The organism is Micromonospora noduli, from assembly GCF_003264365.1.
Classification (GTDB): domain Bacteria; phylum Actinomycetota; class Actinomycetes; order Mycobacteriales; family Micromonosporaceae; genus Micromonospora; species Micromonospora noduli.
Genome location: NZ_PYAK01000028.1, coordinates 41,178 through 56,480 on the forward strand (window position 1 = coordinate 41,178; position 15,303 = coordinate 56,480).

At 72.2% G+C, this 15,303-nt stretch carries 14 protein-coding genes; 9 read left to right on the forward strand and 5 right to left on the reverse strand.

The genetic code is table 11. The annotated features are described in order from the left end of the window. Positions 1–37: 37 nt before the first annotated feature. The gene (locus tag GUI43_RS20780) at positions 38–391 is read right to left on the reverse strand and encodes a nitroreductase/quinone reductase family protein (RefSeq protein ID WP_249037801.1); all 354 of its coding nucleotides are present in this window, start codon (positions 389–391) and stop codon (positions 38–40) included. 396 nt (positions 392–787) lie between these two features. Here GUI43_RS20780 and GUI43_RS20785 point away from each other — a divergent pair, with 396 nt between their 5' ends. The 3 genes from GUI43_RS20785 (at position 788) to GUI43_RS20795 (ending at position 3,713) form a co-directional block, all read left to right on the forward strand. Further along, positions 788–1,492: a cytidine deaminase gene (locus GUI43_RS20785; RefSeq protein WP_091394566.1), complete on the forward strand. Its 705-nt coding sequence runs from the start codon at positions 788–790 to the stop codon at positions 1,490–1,492. Between the two features lie 146 nt (positions 1,493–1,638). After that, entirely contained in the window at positions 1,639–2,922 is a 1,284-nt protein-coding gene (locus GUI43_RS20790; protein ID WP_112581620.1) for a thymidine phosphorylase, read from the forward strand. Positions 2,923–3,032: 110 nt separating this feature from the next. Then, positions 3,033–3,713, forward strand: coding sequence for a DUF4272 domain-containing protein (locus GUI43_RS20795; RefSeq protein ID WP_112581619.1), 681 nt, complete (start codon positions 3,033–3,035; stop codon positions 3,711–3,713). Positions 3,714–3,715: 2 nt separating this feature from the next. Here GUI43_RS20795 and GUI43_RS20800 read toward each other — a convergent pair whose 3' ends face one another. Together GUI43_RS20800 and GUI43_RS20805 are read right to left on the reverse strand one after the other, a co-directional pair. After that, complete coding sequence (locus tag GUI43_RS20800) at positions 3,716–4,594, reverse strand: putative RNA methyltransferase (RefSeq protein WP_112699566.1); 879 nt, start codon at positions 4,592–4,594, stop codon at positions 3,716–3,718. Position 4,595: 1 nt separating this feature from the next. Beyond that, the gene (locus tag GUI43_RS20805; protein WP_112581617.1) at positions 4,596–5,093 is read right to left on the reverse strand and encodes a MarR family winged helix-turn-helix transcriptional regulator; all 498 of its coding nucleotides are present in this window, start codon (positions 5,091–5,093) and stop codon (positions 4,596–4,598) included. A gap of 57 nt (positions 5,094–5,150) precedes the next feature. On the opposite strand from GUI43_RS20805, the gene GUI43_RS20810 reads away from it, so the two are divergent. Continuing rightward, entirely contained in the window at positions 5,151–5,609 is a 459-nt protein-coding gene (locus tag GUI43_RS20810) for a PPOX class F420-dependent oxidoreductase (RefSeq protein WP_112581616.1), read from the forward strand. A 52-nt stretch (positions 5,610–5,661) separates the two neighbouring features. After that, entirely contained in the window at positions 5,662–6,735 is a 1,074-nt protein-coding gene (locus GUI43_RS20815) for an adenosine deaminase (RefSeq protein ID WP_112581615.1), read from the forward strand. Between the two features lie 2 nt (positions 6,736–6,737). Here the strand turns inward: GUI43_RS20815 and GUI43_RS34670 are convergent, their stop codons facing one another. Then, positions 6,738–7,031, reverse strand: coding sequence for a hypothetical protein (locus tag GUI43_RS34670; RefSeq protein ID WP_225855241.1), 294 nt, complete (start codon positions 7,029–7,031; stop codon positions 6,738–6,740). A 502-nt stretch (positions 7,032–7,533) separates the two neighbouring features. Here GUI43_RS34670 and GUI43_RS20825 point away from each other — a divergent pair. The 4 genes from GUI43_RS20825 (at position 7,534) to GUI43_RS20840 (ending at position 12,647) form a co-directional block, all read left to right on the forward strand. Beyond that, positions 7,534–11,175 carry a nitrate- and nitrite sensing domain-containing protein gene (locus tag GUI43_RS20825; RefSeq protein WP_112699567.1) on the forward strand — a complete coding sequence of 1,214 codons (3,642 nt, stop codon included), beginning with the start codon at positions 7,534–7,536 and terminating at the stop codon, positions 11,173–11,175. Then, positions 11,172–11,576: a roadblock/LC7 domain-containing protein gene (locus tag GUI43_RS20830; protein ID WP_030329023.1), complete on the forward strand. Its 405-nt coding sequence runs from the start codon at positions 11,172–11,174 to the stop codon at positions 11,574–11,576. Before GUI43_RS20825 ends, GUI43_RS20830 begins: the two co-directional genes overlap by 4 nt. 98 nt (positions 11,577–11,674) lie before the next feature. Continuing rightward, on the forward strand, positions 11,675–12,052 hold the full coding sequence (locus tag GUI43_RS20835) for a DUF742 domain-containing protein (protein WP_091397239.1): 378 nt from the start codon (positions 11,675–11,677) through the stop codon (positions 12,050–12,052). A gap of 1 nt (position 12,053) precedes the next feature. After that, positions 12,054–12,647, forward strand: coding sequence for a GTP-binding protein (locus GUI43_RS20840; RefSeq protein ID WP_007455465.1), 594 nt, complete (start codon positions 12,054–12,056; stop codon positions 12,645–12,647). Positions 12,648–12,853: 206 nt separating this feature from the next. Here GUI43_RS20840 and GUI43_RS20845 read toward each other — a convergent pair whose 3' ends face one another. After that, positions 12,854–15,298, reverse strand: coding sequence for a transposase (locus GUI43_RS20845; RefSeq protein ID WP_112588247.1), 2,445 nt, complete (start codon positions 15,296–15,298; stop codon positions 12,854–12,856). Positions 15,299–15,303: the final 5 nt, after the last annotated feature.

The following is a 15,303-nucleotide window of genomic DNA, read 5'->3' on the forward strand; positions in this document are numbered from 1 at the left end:
GCGGGACTCCCGTCGGGCACAGCGAGGTCCGCGCCAGTCATCTCACGGGTGCCGTCTCGATACGGAACGCGGGGTACTGTGCCGCGATTGCCGCAAACTCGGACAGGGGCGCGTGCCGGTCGACGGGGAGATGCGGCCGGGCTCCGGGGACCGTCGCCAGATACCGCTTGAGAATCGGTGCACGCTCGTCGACCGGCACCTCGACCAGGCGGCAGAGCCGGGTACGCCTGTGCCGAATGGTCACCAGGCCGTCGGCCGCACGTACGTTTCGGACCCAGTTGCAGTTCTCGCCCAGCATCGGGACCAGATACCAGTCGCCCTGCCAGTCGGCCATACCCAGCGGGAAGCGGGTGATCCGACCGGTTCGGCGTCCCACGACCTCCAGCGTCACCCACCGCCTCGGGTGCAGGCCGGCGCCGTACACGGCCGCCCAGAGTCGGGCGAAACGGCGGGCCGCAGCGTTACCCCGGCCCCCCGCGTACATCCGACGAAGAGTGTCCTCGGACAACGGCCAGCTTCCCAACTTCGCCATCACATGTCCCCTCGGTCGCACGTGTCCAACCTCGGCTTCAGGGTTGGCTGACCCGAGCGGAAGATGCAGGGCCGAACGTCCCTTTCACCCCGAGCCGTCATCCTCGGCATTGCCTCCCACTGTGGTGACGACTGACCGCTGCTTGCGCTGCGGTGGCGCGGCCGATGAGTCGGGCTCACGCCCGGCACGGCTGCGCCCGCCCGTGGACACGGCCCTGCCCGCTTCTGACCTGGGCTGCTTGGGCAGAATGGCGGCATGACCGACATTGACTGGGCACGGTTGCGCGCTGCCGCCATCGAGGCGATGCGGCACGCGTACGCGCCGTACTCGACGTTTCCGGTCGGCGCGGCGGCGCTGGTCGACGACGGCCGTGTGGTGGTCGGCTGCAACGTGGAGAACGCCGCGTACGGGGTGACGCTCTGCGCCGAGTGCGGGGTCGTGTCCAGCCTGCACGCCACCGGTGGCGGCCGGCTCGTCGCGCTCTCCTGCGTCGATGCGACCGGCGAGCCGTTGATGCCGTGTGGCCGCTGCCGGCAGCTGCTCTGGGAGCACGGCGGGCCGGAGTGCCTGATCGAGAGCAAGACCCGGCCACTGCGGATGGCCGAGCTGCTGCCGCACGCCTTCGGCGTGGAGGATCTGGAAGCCGTCACCGGGGAGACACCGGTGCCGGTGGTCCCGGAGCGGCTCGCCGCCTGGCGCGGGCGCGGCACCGTCTTCGTGCACCCGGACATGTCCGCCGGTCAGCAGGTCTGGACGGCGTACTGGGAGCGGTCGGCCGGCGACGACGCCGGCGCCGAGACCGGGGTGCTGGAGGAGGCGCCGAGCTGGGACGACCCGGCCGAGGCGATCACCTGGGGCCTGGCCCGGACGCCCCGGGTGGTCGTGGTGGACGCCACCGGCACGATCTTCTGGGCCGGTGAGGGTGAGCCGCCGGCGGAGATCCCGGTGCGCTGGTCTTGATTGTGGTTGCTGTTCGGGGCCGGGGCCGACCGTGCCCGGCTCCGGGCGGTCAGGCTTGATCCCTCCGCCGGGCACGGTCGGCCCCGGCCCCGTCGTGGTAACCGGCCGTGCGTCGGTGCCGCCAATCGACTAGAAGAGATCTTCTGATGAGTAGTGGTTTTGCTGCTGTTGACGTTATTCGCGTGAAGCGGGATGGCGGTGTGCTGTCGGACGCGCAGATCGACTGGGTGGTCGACGCGTACACCCGGGGGGTCGTCGCCGACGAGCAGATGTCCGCGCTGGCCATGGCGATCCTGCTCAACGGCATGACCGGGCCGGAGATCGCCCGGTGGACCGCCGCGATGATCGCCAGCGGTGAGCGGTTGGACCTGTCGGCGGTACGCCGGCCGACGGTCGACAAGCACTCCACCGGTGGCGTCGGCGACAAGATCACTCTGCCGCTCACCCCGCTGGTGGCGGCATGTGGCGCGGCCGTGCCGCAGCTGAGCGGCCGGGGTCTCGGGCACACCGGCGGCACGCTGGACAAGTTGGAGTCCATCCCGGGCTGGCGGGCCACGGTGAGCAACGACGAGTTCATCGCCCAGCTGGACGAGGTCGGTGCGGTGATCTGCGCGGCCGGTGCCGGGCTCGCCCCCGCCGACCGCAAGCTGTACGCGTTGCGCGACGTGACCGGCACCGTGGAGGCGATCCCGCTGATCGCCAGCTCGATCATGAGCAAGAAGATCGCCGAGGGCACCGGGGCGCTGGTCCTCGACGTCAAGGTCGGCTCGGGCGCCTTCATGAAGTCCGTCGACCAGGCCCGCGAGTTGGCGCGCACCATGGTCGAGCTGGGCGGTGCGCACGGGGTGCGGACGGTCGCCCTGCTCACCGACATGTCCACCCCGCTCGGCCTGGCGATCGGCAACGCGGTCGAGGTGACCGAGTCGGTCGAGGTGCTGGCCGGTGGTGGACCGGCCGACGTGGTGGAGCTGACCCTCGCACTGGCCCGGGAGATGCTCGACGCCGCCGGTCTGCCGGACGCCGATCCGGCTGCGGCGCTGCGCGACGGCCGGGCCATGGACTCCTGGCGGGCGATGATCCGGGCGCAGGGCGGCGACCCGGACGCGCCGATGCCAACGGCTGCCGAGGTGGAGGTGGTCCGCGCCGAGCGGGACGGGTACGTCGCGGCCGTCGACGCGTACGCCATGGGGGTTGCGGCGTGGCGGCTCGGCGCGGGTCGGGCACGCAAGGAGGACCCGGTCAGCGTGCCGGCCGGTGTGGTGTTGCACAAGCGGCCGGGTGACGAGGTGCGGGCCGGTGACCCGCTCTACGAGCTGCGTGCCGACGACGCGACGCGGATTCCGGCAGCGCTGACCGAGGCCGCCAACGCGGTGCGGATCGCGCCGACGGCCCCGGCGGCGACGTCGTTGGTCATCGAACGCATCGGCTGATCGATTCGACGTCGCCCTGGCGTGGTGCCGGTCACCTGGGAGCGCTATTGTCGCAGGCCAAGGGGGGACCACCGGCCTTGCGCCGGCGCGAGCAGACAGGAAGATCCGCCGTGAGCGTTGCTGCCCCCGACCCACGTGAGGTGCGCGAGGCGAGCCTGGACGAGCTGTCCCGGCTCGGCCTGCCGTTGCCGCCGGCCCAGTTTCCCCTCGTGTGGGAGCCGGGTGACCAGATCGACCTGCGCCCGACCGCGGAGATCGAGGCGCGGATCGCGGTGCTGCACCTGATCCTGGCCCGCTGTTTCGGGATGCCCCCGCAGGCGGCGATGAGCTGGCTGCTCGGCTCGCACCTGGTCGACATGGTCACCCCGCCTGAGTGGCAGTTCGTGATGGGCGGCAAGGGGGACCACCGGTCGTTCGTGCTGCACCACGACGCGCTCTTCGCGCTGGCCTGGGTGCTCGGGCTGAGCAAGCAGCTCGACCCGACGCTGGCCGTCGACGAGCGGCTGGTCGAGCGGCTGCCGCACATCGCCGAGGGGGAGACCTTCCCGCACTGGCGCTCCCGGATCCTCACCGCGCCGCAACACCCGGCCGACGCGGCCGCCCTGCTCGACCTGCACTACTGCCTGGACTGGGCGTACCTGGAGACCGAGCGCGGCGGCCGGCGGGCACCGGGCCTGGTCGACGCGAACGCGATCGGGCAGCGGCGTTGGGCGCTGGAGTGGGCGGTGATCCTGCGCGGGCCGTACCACGACGAGCCGCCCGGCTGGGAAGAGGTCGACCTCTCCACCTGAGGTCAGCGAGGTCGCAGGACGTCGAGCCGGACCGCCACTGTGACCCGGACCGGTTCGGGCAGCGCGGCCAGCCGGGTGGCGAGCGCCGCCGGGTCGGTGTGCCAGGCGCTGGGGCCCATCCCGACCAGGGTGGCGACCTCCGGCCGGGTCAATGCCAACTCGGCCCGGTGCGCGGCCGAGCTGACCGGCGTGAAGTGCCCGCCCAGGCTGGCGGCCACCCGGTCGGCCTTGTCCGGGTCCACCCGCAGCAGGTCGAGGACGTCCACCAACTCGGCGAGGTGGTCGGTGTCGGGCGTGACCACCAGCAACGCGCCGGCCGGGTCGAGCACCCGGTGGAACTCCGGGCCGTTGCGCGGGGCGAACACGTTCAGGAGCACGGCGGTCGAGGCGTCCGCGAGCGGCAGTCGCTGCCAGGTGTCGGCGAGCGCGGCGGCGGCCCGGGGATGCGCGCGGGCCGCGCGGCGCAGCGCCGGCTTGGACACGTCCAGGGCCAGGCCCACGGCGTCCGGCAGCGCCGCCAGCACCGCGCCGAGGTGCCGGCCGGTACCGGCGCCGGCATCCACCACCAGGGGGTACGCCCCGAAGTCGGGTGTCGGCGACGCGCGGAGCCGACCGGCGGCTTCCGTCGCGGCGTCGGAGAGGGCGGCCGAGATGAGGTCGTAGTGCCCGGCGGCGAGGAAGTCCGCCCGGGCGGCGACCATCTCGGCGCTGTCGCCGATGTGCGGGGCGCGCCCGGCGAGGAGGTTGACGTACCCCTGCCGGGCGATGTCGAAGCTGTGCCGGCGCGGGCAGCGCAGCGCACCGGTGGTGCCGGCGGTCGCCTCGGTCAGCGGCTCGCCGCAGACCGGGCAGCGCAGCCGGTCGAGGATGCGGGGGTCCACGTCAGGCCTTCGCCGCGGGCTGCGGCCGGGTGGCTTGGAGGCCCGGCTCGGCGAGGTGGTCGACGACCCGGTGGGTGAGCGCGCCGAGGGCGTCGACCTCCGCGGGGGTGAGCAGGTCGATCAGGTGCCGGCGGACGGCGGCCACGTGACCGGGGGCGGCGGACTCGATGGCCTGCCGGCCCGCCGGGGTGAGCACGACGATCGAGCCGCGGGCATCGTCGGCGCACTCCTCGCGGGTCACCAGGCCACGCTGCTGCATCCGGCTCAGGTGGTGGGAGAGCCGGCTACGTGACCACAGCATCCTGTGCGCCAGCTCGCTGAGGCGCAGGCGCCCCTGGGGTGTCTCGGAGAGGTCGGACAGCACGTCGTAGTCCGGCTCGGAGAGGCCGGCGTCCTGGGACAGCTCCCGGGCCAGCTCCAGGTCGAGCAGTCGACGCATCCGGCGGTAGCCGCGCCAGGCGCGGTCCTCCCGTTCGTCCAGCCACCGGGGTGCGTCCATCCGTGGAGTCTAACGCTTTCGTTGACATGTCATCGATCTGCCTCTAGCTTCGATGACATGTCAACAAATTTTCTCCGGCGGCCGAGTGCGACGACCGACGCTGCGGGCGATCGACTGTGGCAGCTGTTCGGTCAGCGCGGGCGCGGAGTGCTGGTCACCCTGCACCGGGACGGGCGGCCCCAGCTGTCCAACCTCGACTACCTGGCCGAGCCGGGGTTGATCCGCTGCTCCACCACTGGAGGCCGGGCGAAGGTGCGCAATCTGCGCCGCGATCCCCGGGCCAGCTTCCACGTGACCACGCCGGACGGCGGCGCGTACGCGGTGGCGGAGGGGGTCGTGACGCTCAGCGAGCCGGCCGTGGCCACCACCGACGAGACGGTCGACGAACTGGTCGAGGTCTACCGCCGGATTCGCGGCGACCACCCGGACTGGGCGGACTACCGCGCCGCCATGGTTGCCGACGGACGGCTCGTGATCCGCCTCGACGTGCACCGGGTGTACGGCTGGCGGCCGTGACGCCCGGCCGGTCCCGTACCGGTCCGCCCAGGCCGCTGACTAGGGTCTGAGCATGGTCGCAACTATCCGGTACGAGGACATCGTCAAGGTCCCGAAGGCGCTGCTGCACGACCACCTCGACGGCGGGCTGAGGCCGGCGACGATCGTCGACCTGGCCGCCGAGGTGGGCCACGAACTGCCCACCACCGACCCGGAGGCGCTCGGACGCTGGTTCGCGGACGCGGCGGACTCCGGTTCCCTGGAGCGCTACCTCGAGACGTTCGCGCACACCGTGGCGGTCATGCAGACCGCGCCCGCGTTGCGTCGGGTGGCCCGCGAGTGCGCCCTTGACCTGGCCTCCGACGGTGTGGTCTACGCCGAGGTGCGTTTCGCCCCTGAGCAGCACCTGGAACGGGACCTCAGCCTGGACGAGGTGGTCGAGGCGGTGCTGGCCGGCTTCGCCGAGGGCACCGCCCAGGCGGTCGAGGCAGGCCTGACCATCCGGGTGGGCACCCTGCTCACCGCGATGCGGCACGCCGCCCGTTCCCAGGAGATCGCCGAGCTGGCCGTGCGGCACCGGGATGCCGGGGTGGTCGGCTTCGACATCGCCGGCGCCGAGGCGGGTTTTCCGCCCACCCGGCACCTGGACGCCTTCGAGTACCTCCAGCGGGAGAACTTCCACTTCACCATCCACGCCGGCGAGGCGTTCGGTCTGCCGTCGATCTGGCAGGCGATCCAGTGGTGCGGGGCGGACCGGCTCGGCCACGGGGTGCGGATCGTCGACGACATCGCCCCCGACGGCTCGCTCGGCCGGCTGGCCGCGTACGTCCGGGACAAGCGGATCCCCCTGGAACTGTGCCCCTCGTCGAACGTGCAGACCGGTGCGGTGGACTCGATCGCGGACCACCCGATCGGCCTGCTGCGGGACCTGCGTTTCCGGGCGACGGTCAACACCGACAACCGGTTGATGAGCGGCACCTCGATGTCGCGGGAGATGTCGCTGCTGGTGGAGACGTTCGGCTACGGCTGGAAGGAGCTGCAGTGGTTCACCATCAATGCGATGAAGAGCGCCTTCATCCCGTTCGACGAGCGACTGCGGATCATTGATGACGTGATCAAGCCGGCGTACGCGAAGTTGATGGCCTGAGCTCAGCCATGTGGGTGGCCGGCGAGCAGCCCGGCCACCCGGCGCAGCACCTCCCGGGCCCGGGCCGCCTCCGCGCCGAGGCCCATCTGCCGGCGCAGCACCGCGGGCTCGGCCCGCAGCAGCGCCACCCCGCGCCGAAACAGCACCCGAGGCGCCTTGCGCTGCTCGGACAGGTCGCGGGCCAGCCGGCGCACGAAGGTGGCCCCGCGCGGGCGGCGCAGCGCGTACGCCCCGGCGAGCAGGCCGCGGCGACGGCACTCCTCGACGATCTCGGCGGCGAAGATCCCTTCGGCCACGAAAAGTGGCGATCCGGCGACATCAAATGGCCGGGTGGCCACCCGTCGATCGGCGCCGATCGCATAAACCGGCACATCGGCTCGGCCCTCGCGGGCAAGTTGGGCAATGATTTCCACCGCACTGGGGGCGTCCCAGGAGTGCGGCGATTCCCAATCCACCTGGCCGTTTCGTCTCGGCAACGTAGGGTCATCGCCGTCTTTGTAGAAGTCGTCCAAGCACAGCACCGGCAACCCGGTTTGCTGCGCTATGTACGACTTTCCGGACCCCGATGGGCCGGCCAGTAGGACAACTCGGTGCGGATGTTCCATTACCTTCAGTTACTCCGGCCAGACAGACTGCTATCAAATCGCATCAACATCTCATCACACCTTCGGTCTGGGACAACCTGGGCTTTCTTCTTGTCGACCGGCGTGATGGAATCTCGGGGGTCCGACCCGCCGGGTCGGTCGCTGGGCGTTGCCCGGGGCAACGCGTTCAAGCTGTAATCGCGAGGGCGGTGACGTGAGCAAACGGCCAAAGACGGCGGGCTCCTTCCTGTCGCGGCTGCGCCGGCCGGCCAGCCGGCTCCGGGACATGCCGATCTGGTCCAAGCTCGGTCTCATCATGATCGTGCCGACCATCGCCACGGTCGTGGTGGGCACCAGTGGTCTTATCGACCACGTGGAGACGCTCAACAATGCCAACCGAGCTGGCGACCTGGCGAATCTGTCGAGCTATTCAGGTGACCTGGTCGACAGTCTGCAGGACGAGCGGACCGCCGCCGTGCTGCTGCTGGGCGCGGACGGGACGCAGCCGACGGCGCAGTACCAGGAGGCATACAACCGGGTGAACTCCCGGGTGGATCAGGATGCGATCCCCTACCGGCAGCAGCGGACCGAGATCGAGGACCTGCCGGGCAGCCTGGAGAGCCTGCTCGACAGCATCGACCAGAACCTGCAGGACCTGTCGGGCGTCCGCAGCCAGGTGTTCAACGGAAAGCTCGCGCTCACCGAGACCGTGCAGGCGTACGAGGGTCTGATCAGTGACCTGCTCGCCATCCGCGACTCGTCCACGCAGCTCGCCGGTGACAACCAACTCAGCGACCGGATGCGCGCCGCCGCGGCGGTCGCCCGGGAGAAGGAGTTCCTCGCCGTACGCCGGGTCGTGGTGCACCGCGCGCTGGGCGTGAAGGGCGGACAGCGCCTGACTCCGGCACTGCGCAGGGACTACGTCGCCAGTGACACCGGCCAGCAGCAGGCCCTGCAGAGCTTCAAGGCCGTCGCCACCCCGGACGACGCGAAGTTCCACGACCAGACCGTCGCGGGCGGCGACCGCCGGCAGGCACAGAACTACACCGGCTGGATCGACGGCAACACCACCGGCAACATGCGCGGTGCGCCGTTCGGCCCGGACCAGTGGGAAGCCGCCATGACGGCCAACGCCAAGCTGATCCGCACCGTCGAGCGGAAGCTCGACAGTGAAGTGGTCAACCAGGCCGACACCCTCCGCTCGGACGTGCAGCGCCAGGTTTTCCTGGAGACCGGCCTGCTGCTCAGCATGCTGCTGCTGGCGATCCTCTTCGCCTACCTGGTGGCCCGCTCCATGGCCCGCTCACTGCGTGAGCTGCGGCAGGGCGCGCTCTCAGTGGCCCAGTACGGCCTGCCACAGGCCGTGGCCCGTCTGCGCGACCCGCAGGTAGTCGGGCAGCTCTCACCGGTGCAGCTGGCCAACCAGATCGCCGAACCACTGCCGGTGCGCAGCAAGGACGAGTTCGGCCAGGTGACCGAGGCGTTCAACGCCGTCCACCTGGAAGCCGTCCGCACGGCCGCCGAGCAGGCGGCACTGCGCGCCTCCGTCGCGACCATGTTCGTCAACCTGGCCCGCCGTTCCCAGATCCTGGTCGACCGCCTCATCGGGCACCTCGACCGGCTGGAGCGCGGCGAAGAGGACCCGGACCGGCTGGCCGAGCTGTTCCAGCTCGACCACCTGGCCACCCGGATGCGCCGTAACGACGAGAACCTGCTGGTGCTCGCCGGTGCCGACTCCACCCGCGTGCAGCGTGAGCCGGCCGCCCTCATCGACGTGCTGCGCGCCGCGCAGTCCGAGGTCGAGCACTACACCCGGATCGAGTTCGGTGTCATCGACCGCGACATCGAGGTCGCCGCGCACGCGGTCAACGACCTGGTGCACCTCGTCGCGGAGCTGTTCGACAACGCCACCGCGTTCTCCCCGCCCGACTCGCAGGTCATGGTCGAGGCCCGGCGTGTCGGCGACCGCTCCTCGCTGTACGTCGAGGACCGCGGTATCGGCATCAGCGCCGAGCAGCTGCACGACCTCAACGAGCGGCTCGCGACGCCGCCGCAGGTCGACGTGGCCGTGTCCCGGATGATGGGCCTGGTCGTGGTGGCCCGGCTGGCGTCCCGGCACGGTGTCCGTGTCGAGCTGCGCCCCGGCAACGATCGCGGCACGGTCGCCGACGTGACCCTGCCCACCTCGGTGCTGGTGCCTCGGGCCCTCTCCGGTCGGGTGCAGCAGCCTCCGGCGCTGCCGGCGGCCGGTGCTCCCCAGTTCGGTGGTCCGCAGTCCGGTGGGCCCGCGCCGGTCTTCGGCGCGCTGCCCGCGCTGGGCAACGGCCCCGGCCCTCGCCCGAGCGAGTCCGGCAACCAGGTCACCCTGGGCGGTCGCCCGTTCGACCCCGCGACGCGCAACGGTGCCGGCACCCCCGCCAACGGTGGCGCGTACCGGTCGATGCCGGCGTGGTCCGATCTGACCGGCGCGGCCGGGACGAACGGCGTCAACGGCGGCGACGGGTTCACCCCCCGGTCGGCCAACGGCCAGGGCACCGACCCGCTGCCGCAGCGCCGGGGCGGGGACGAGACCCCGACCACCGGCCAGCAGCCGTCCATTCCGCGTCAGCTGCCGAGCAGCCCCGAGGCGCACCCGTACTCGGCGCCGCCGGTCTCCGCGCAGCCCTACTCCGGTGCGCCGGTCTCCGCCTCGCCGGCCTCCGGCCAGCCGTACTCCGGGCAGCCCTACTCGGGTGCGCCGTACGGCGGCGCGCCGGTGTCCGCCGCTCCGGCCTCCGGGCAGCCGTACGCCGGTCCGCCGGTGTCCGCGTCGCCGGTCTCGGCCTCGCCGGCGTCCGGTCAGCCGTACTCGAACCAGCCGTACTCGGCGCCGCCGGTCTCCAGCCAGTCGTTCAGTGGCTTCGCGCCCCGATCCGCCCCGCCCGCGCAGGCACCCAACGCCCCGGCGCCGCCGGCCTGGCCGCCAGTGCCGGGTAGCGACCGGGACACGGCCACCCCGCCGGTGCCCGAGCGGCTCGCCGCCGCGCTCGACATGACGACGGAGCTGCCGCGGGTGCCGCGACCCGGCGAGCAGCCGGCCGCAGCCCAGCCTCCGGCTCCTGCGCCGACCCCGGCAGCAGCGCCCGCTCCGGCTCCGCAGACTCGGCCAACGCCGCAGACTCGGCCGGCGCCGCAGCAGCCGCAGGCGCAGAACCGTCAGCGGTACGCGGATGAGACGATGGAGCTGCCGATCTTCCGGGAGCTCGAGTCGGCCTGGTTCCGTACCCGTCGCCCGGGCTCCGAGGAGACCGCGGCCGGTGCCCAGCCAGCGACGAACGGCGACTCCGCGACCCAGCAGTTCGCCACGGTCGAGGCCACCGGTCGGGCAGTCCACAAGACACCACCCGGGACGACAGGTAACACACCGATGGCAGACACTCCGACGGTCGGAGGAGCGCCGCGGGACAACGGCTCCACAGCGAACGAGGGCACCCGCCCCAGCCTCGCCGAGAGCCTGCCGAACCGCCGGCCCCAACCGCAGAGCAACGGCTGGCAGACCGCCGCCGACGACGGCTGGCGTGCTGCCTCCGCGGCGGCCGGCGCGGCGCCGGTGAGCGAGACCACCACGACCGGTCTGCCGAAGCGCAAGCCGATGGCGCAGCTGGTACCCGGTGCGGTAGAGAAGCCCACCACCTCGGTCCAGCGGCGCTCCCCGGAGGCGGTTCGTGGCCTGCTCTCCGCCTACCACCGGGGCGTGCAGCGAGGGCGTAGCACCTCGGACAACCCGACCAGCCCGGAGGCGACTCCGGGAGGGCAATCCTCGCAGTCTGGCTCAGGCCCGGTGGCCGGGAGCGGGCAGAAGGAGCAAGAAGGATGACAACTACGCAGGATCTTGGTTGGCTGCTGGCCAACTTCGCCGACCGGGTGCCCGGCGTCGCGCATGCGGTCGCCGTATCGGCGGACGGCCTACTCCTCGCGTCGTCACGGGATCTGCCGCGCGACCGGGCAGACCAGCTCGCCGCGATCTCATCGGGTCTGGTCAGCCTGACCCAGGGGGCAGCACGCTGCTTCGAGGGAGGCGCGGTGTTGCAGACCGTCGTGGAGATGGACAATGGCTTCCTGTTCCTGATGTCCATCTCGGACGGCTCGTCCTTCGCCGTGCTGGCAGCTCGCAGCTCCGACGTGGGCCAGGTTGGCTACGAGATGGCGCTGCTGGTCGACCGGGTGGGCGACGCACTGACCCCGCAGCCGCGTGCGGCTGCGGGCATGCTGGGCTGACGTCTCGCCGATCGTGAGGTCGGCACGACTGCAAAAACGACAACGACGGGTTTCACCGGTGGGAGCCGGTAACGGGTGCGAAGGAGGTGAGCGGCGAGATGGCCGATCGTGACGAACCAACCGGAGCGTTGGTCCGTCCATACGCCGTGACCCGTGGTCGCACCCGTCCCCGGCTCGACATCGCGCTGGAGGCGCTCGTCGAGACGACGGTGCGCGGCCGGGCCCTTGCCAATGGCAACGGTGGCCAGGGCCGCGAACACCAGTACATCGCCGCGCTGTGTGACGGACGCGTGCAATCGCTCGCGGAGATCGCGGCGCGGATGCAGCTCCCGCTCGGTGTGGCCCGGGTGCTCATCGCCGACATGGCGACGGACGGCCTGGTCGCGGTCCACGAGCCGACCATTTTGGACGACTCCGACGACGCGGTGGGCACTGAACTGCTGGAGAGGGTGCTGAGTGGACTTCGCAGGCTCTGACATGTCGCACCGCCCGCCGAACCCGAGCGGCCGCGTGACGTCGGCGAAGATCGTTATCGCCGGTGGATTCGGCGTCGGTAAGACGACGCTGGTCGGCTCGGTCTCGGAGATCACGCCGCTGACCACCGAGGCCATCATGACCTCCGCTGGCGTGGGCGTCGACGACACCCGGCAGGTGCCGGGCAAGACGACGACCACGGTGGCCATGGACTTCGGCCGGATCTCGATCGACCGTGACCTGATTTTGTACCTGTTCGGTACGCCGGGTCAGACCCGTTTCTGGTTCATGTGGGACGAACTGGTGCGGGGTGCGATCGGTGCGGTCGTGCTGGTGGACACCCGCCGGCTGGCCGACTGCTTCGCGGCGATCGACTTCTTCGAGCACCGACGCCTGCCGTACCTGGTGGCGATCAACTGCTTCGACGGGATGCAGTACCACGACCCGCAGGACGTCCGGGACGCCTTGGCGATCTCGAGCGACGTGCCGGTGGTGGCCTGCGACGCCCGTAACCGGGAGTCGACGAAGCACGTGCTGATCTCGCTGGTCGAGTACGTGCTGACCATGCGCCGTACGCGCGCCGTCGCCCCGGCCTGATCGGGACGCTGCACGCCCCGGTGGTGGCTCCGGCCGCCACCGGGCGCTGCCAGCCGCCCCGGTGAATGCCTCCGCGCTGGTTCGTCGCTCAGACGAGCCAGCGCGCCGCCAAGCCGCCTCCTGACGACCTGGAAGCTGTCAGCCCCTTCCCGGGGCACAGGCCCACCCACGGTCCTCGCGAGGCGGCTTCCGCGTGTGAGAAGGGATCAGGACTGGTAGCCCGCCGAGCGGTACTCGTACTCCCGGTCGTCGTCGCGGTCCCCGTGGTCGCGGCTGAAGTCCCAGCCGCCGGCAGCCTCGCGACCGGGCCGGCCACCCACAGCGAAACCGCCGATCTCCTGGCCGCGACGCCAGCCACGGAAGTAGCCGGTCGTGTTCTCCGCGAGGCTTGCCGCATCACGCACTATGCGCAATGGGCGCTCCTCCCGCAGCGGCGATCCCGGCACCAGGTTGGCCTGCGGCACGCGCTTCGGCAGCCCGGCGTTGGTCTCGGCGCCCACCGCCGGGCGGGCGGCCTGCTCCGCGGCCTGCCAGCCGGTGTCGGCGGTGGTCGACCAGTCCAGGTCGGACTCCTCGGCCTGCCCGACGAACCAGGCCGACTTGGCCTGCGCGAAGATCAGCAGATCGCCGTCGCCCTCGTCGGCGACCGGCGGCGGCCGGTGCTCCATCGGCGGTGGCCGGTGCTCGACCGGGGGCGACGGCCGGTGCTCGGCGGCGCGCTCGGGGCGGGCGGCCGCCCGACCGTTGCGAGCGGCCTGCTCGCGGTCGACCAGGCGCAGCGGTGGCGTCTCCAGGTGCTGGTCCGCGGGAGGGCTGAGCCCCTCGCGCAGCGCCCGGTCGGCCAGCGGCGGCGGCTCCACCAGCCGCAGCATCGGCGGCTCCGGTGGCAGGTCGTCCGCCAACCACGGCGGGGTGACCCGACCGTCGGCCCGACCCGGGTCGGTCGGGGCGTCGACACCGCGGCTGCCGCCGTACGAGTAGGCCACCGGGTTGTTCGGTGAGCTGTCGGACGGGTCTTCCGGGTTGTTGACCAGCGGCCAGTTGGCACGGGAGCCGGGCGGCGGGGCCTCCTGACCCGGTCGGGGGGTCGGCACCGGAATGCTGAGATCGGTGGCGCTGAACCCGCCGGTGGGTGCCTCGTCGACCGGGCGTTGCAGGTGGCTCGGCCGGGGCTCGCCGTTGGTCTTGGGCCGGGGCGGAATGACAGTCCGCTGCCGCTCGGCCCGCGCGTTGTTGATCGCGGCAGTGGTCAGCGTCGGCCGGAACGGCTCACCGGCCTCGGCCGGCGGAACCATGCCGCGCTGCGCCGGCGCGATCGGGGTGATCCCGGGCGGCGGAGGCGGCGGCGAGGAGACGGGCCGGTTGGTCGGGCCGTCGATCCGGCTGGGAAGCGGCTCGCTGCGACTGGGCAACGTGGACGCCGGCGGACCAGCCATCGCCGCCGGAGTCATCGGCGCGGGTGCGACCGGTGGCGGCGTGACCGGCGCGGGTGCGACCGGCGGTGGCCCGAGCGGGCGGGGCGACGCCAACGGCGCGTTACCGGGAACCGGCTCGGGACGGCTGCGCCGCCCGACAGCGGGTGCCGGGTCGGCGGCTGGCGGGGTGGGTCGGACCGACCGCAACCCGGCGTTGGTGCCGGCGAGGCCGGTCAACCCGGCGTTGGTGCCGGCCAGCCCGGTCAACTCGCCGACGGACTCGCCACGGCGGGCCGCGGCCCGGCGGCCGGGTGCCTGGACAGGCGTGCTGACCCGTGAGCTGAGCGCGCTGACCAGCGCCTCACACCCGGCGTCGCAGGCCCGTACGGAGGCGACAGCCTGACGGACCGTCTCGGCCACCGCGGACGTGAGCGCCCGGTTGACCGCGGCACGTCGAGGTGTCTCGGAGATGGCGACCCGCAGGGCGGTGACCGCCTCGTTGATCTCCTCGGCATCGGCGACCCCGTCCGCGGCGAGGTGCGCGGCGATGGCATCCGCCGCGACCGACACCTCGCGGCCCCGGGCCACGGTGCCGCCGAGCATGCCCGGCTCGGGCAGCGCGTCCAGCACGGCCAGAGAGACCGGCTCGGCCGGGTCCGGGTAGGCGCGCAGGGCCGCCGGGTAGAGCTCACGCAGAACCTCGCGCAGCGCCACGGCGGCGGAGTGTCGGCCACTGGCCAGCGCGGCGTGCGCGGAGAGCACCTGCTTGTAACCGGCGAGGTCCCGGGGCGCCGGCAGGGTGACGGCGGAGAGCGCCCCCGCCTGCAGCGCGCGGGCGAGGCCGACCGCCCGTCGTTCGGCCGGAGGTGACTGCATCTCCTCAAGGGAGTCGTCGTCGGCGAACCGCTCGGCGAAGTCGTCCACCGAGTCGTCGTCGGCGATCGCCAGGGGTCGCCCCGCCGCGCTCAGCAGCGAGGTGACCGTGTGGTCATCGCTGTCGGCGGCGATGGCCGCACCGCTCGGCCCGCCCGACCGCTCCACGAGCAGCGCGACGAGCTGGGCGTAGCCAGCGGCGTCATCGCTGATCTCGCAGACATGCAGCAGACGGCCTGCGTCGTCGACCACAGCGGACGTCAGCGTCGAACCGGCGGAGGCCGGTCGGTCAGCCGGATCCGCCGAGGCCAGACCGCAGTAAACGCGCACGAGCGCCACGGCGTCGTCCTCCTCCCGGGACAGGTCTT

Bases quoted from the DNA above. Each gene is read 5' to 3' on its own strand.
- GUI43_RS20830 (WP_030329023.1), top strand. From the start codon at position 11,172: ATGACAACTACGCAGGATCTTGGTTGGCTGCTGGCCAACTTCGCCGAC.
- GUI43_RS20785 (WP_091394566.1), top strand. From the start codon at position 788: ATGACCGACATTGACTGGGCACGGTTGCGCGCTGCCGCCATCGAGGCG.
- GUI43_RS20835 (WP_091397239.1), top strand. From the start codon at position 11,675: ATGGCCGATCGTGACGAACCAACCGGAGCGTTGGTCCGTCCATACGCC.
- GUI43_RS20840 (WP_007455465.1), top strand. From the start codon at position 12,054: ATGTCGCACCGCCCGCCGAACCCGAGCGGCCGCGTGACGTCGGCGAAG.
- GUI43_RS20790 (WP_112581620.1), top strand. From the start codon at position 1,639: ATGAGTAGTGGTTTTGCTGCTGTTGACGTTATTCGCGTGAAGCGGGAT.
- GUI43_RS20815 (WP_112581615.1), top strand. From the start codon at position 5,662: ATGGTCGCAACTATCCGGTACGAGGACATCGTCAAGGTCCCGAAGGCG.
- GUI43_RS20810 (WP_112581616.1), top strand. From the start codon at position 5,151: ATGTCAACAAATTTTCTCCGGCGGCCGAGTGCGACGACCGACGCTGCG.
- GUI43_RS20805 (WP_112581617.1), bottom strand. From the start codon at position 5,093: ATGGACGCACCCCGGTGGCTGGACGAACGGGAGGACCGCGCCTGGCGC.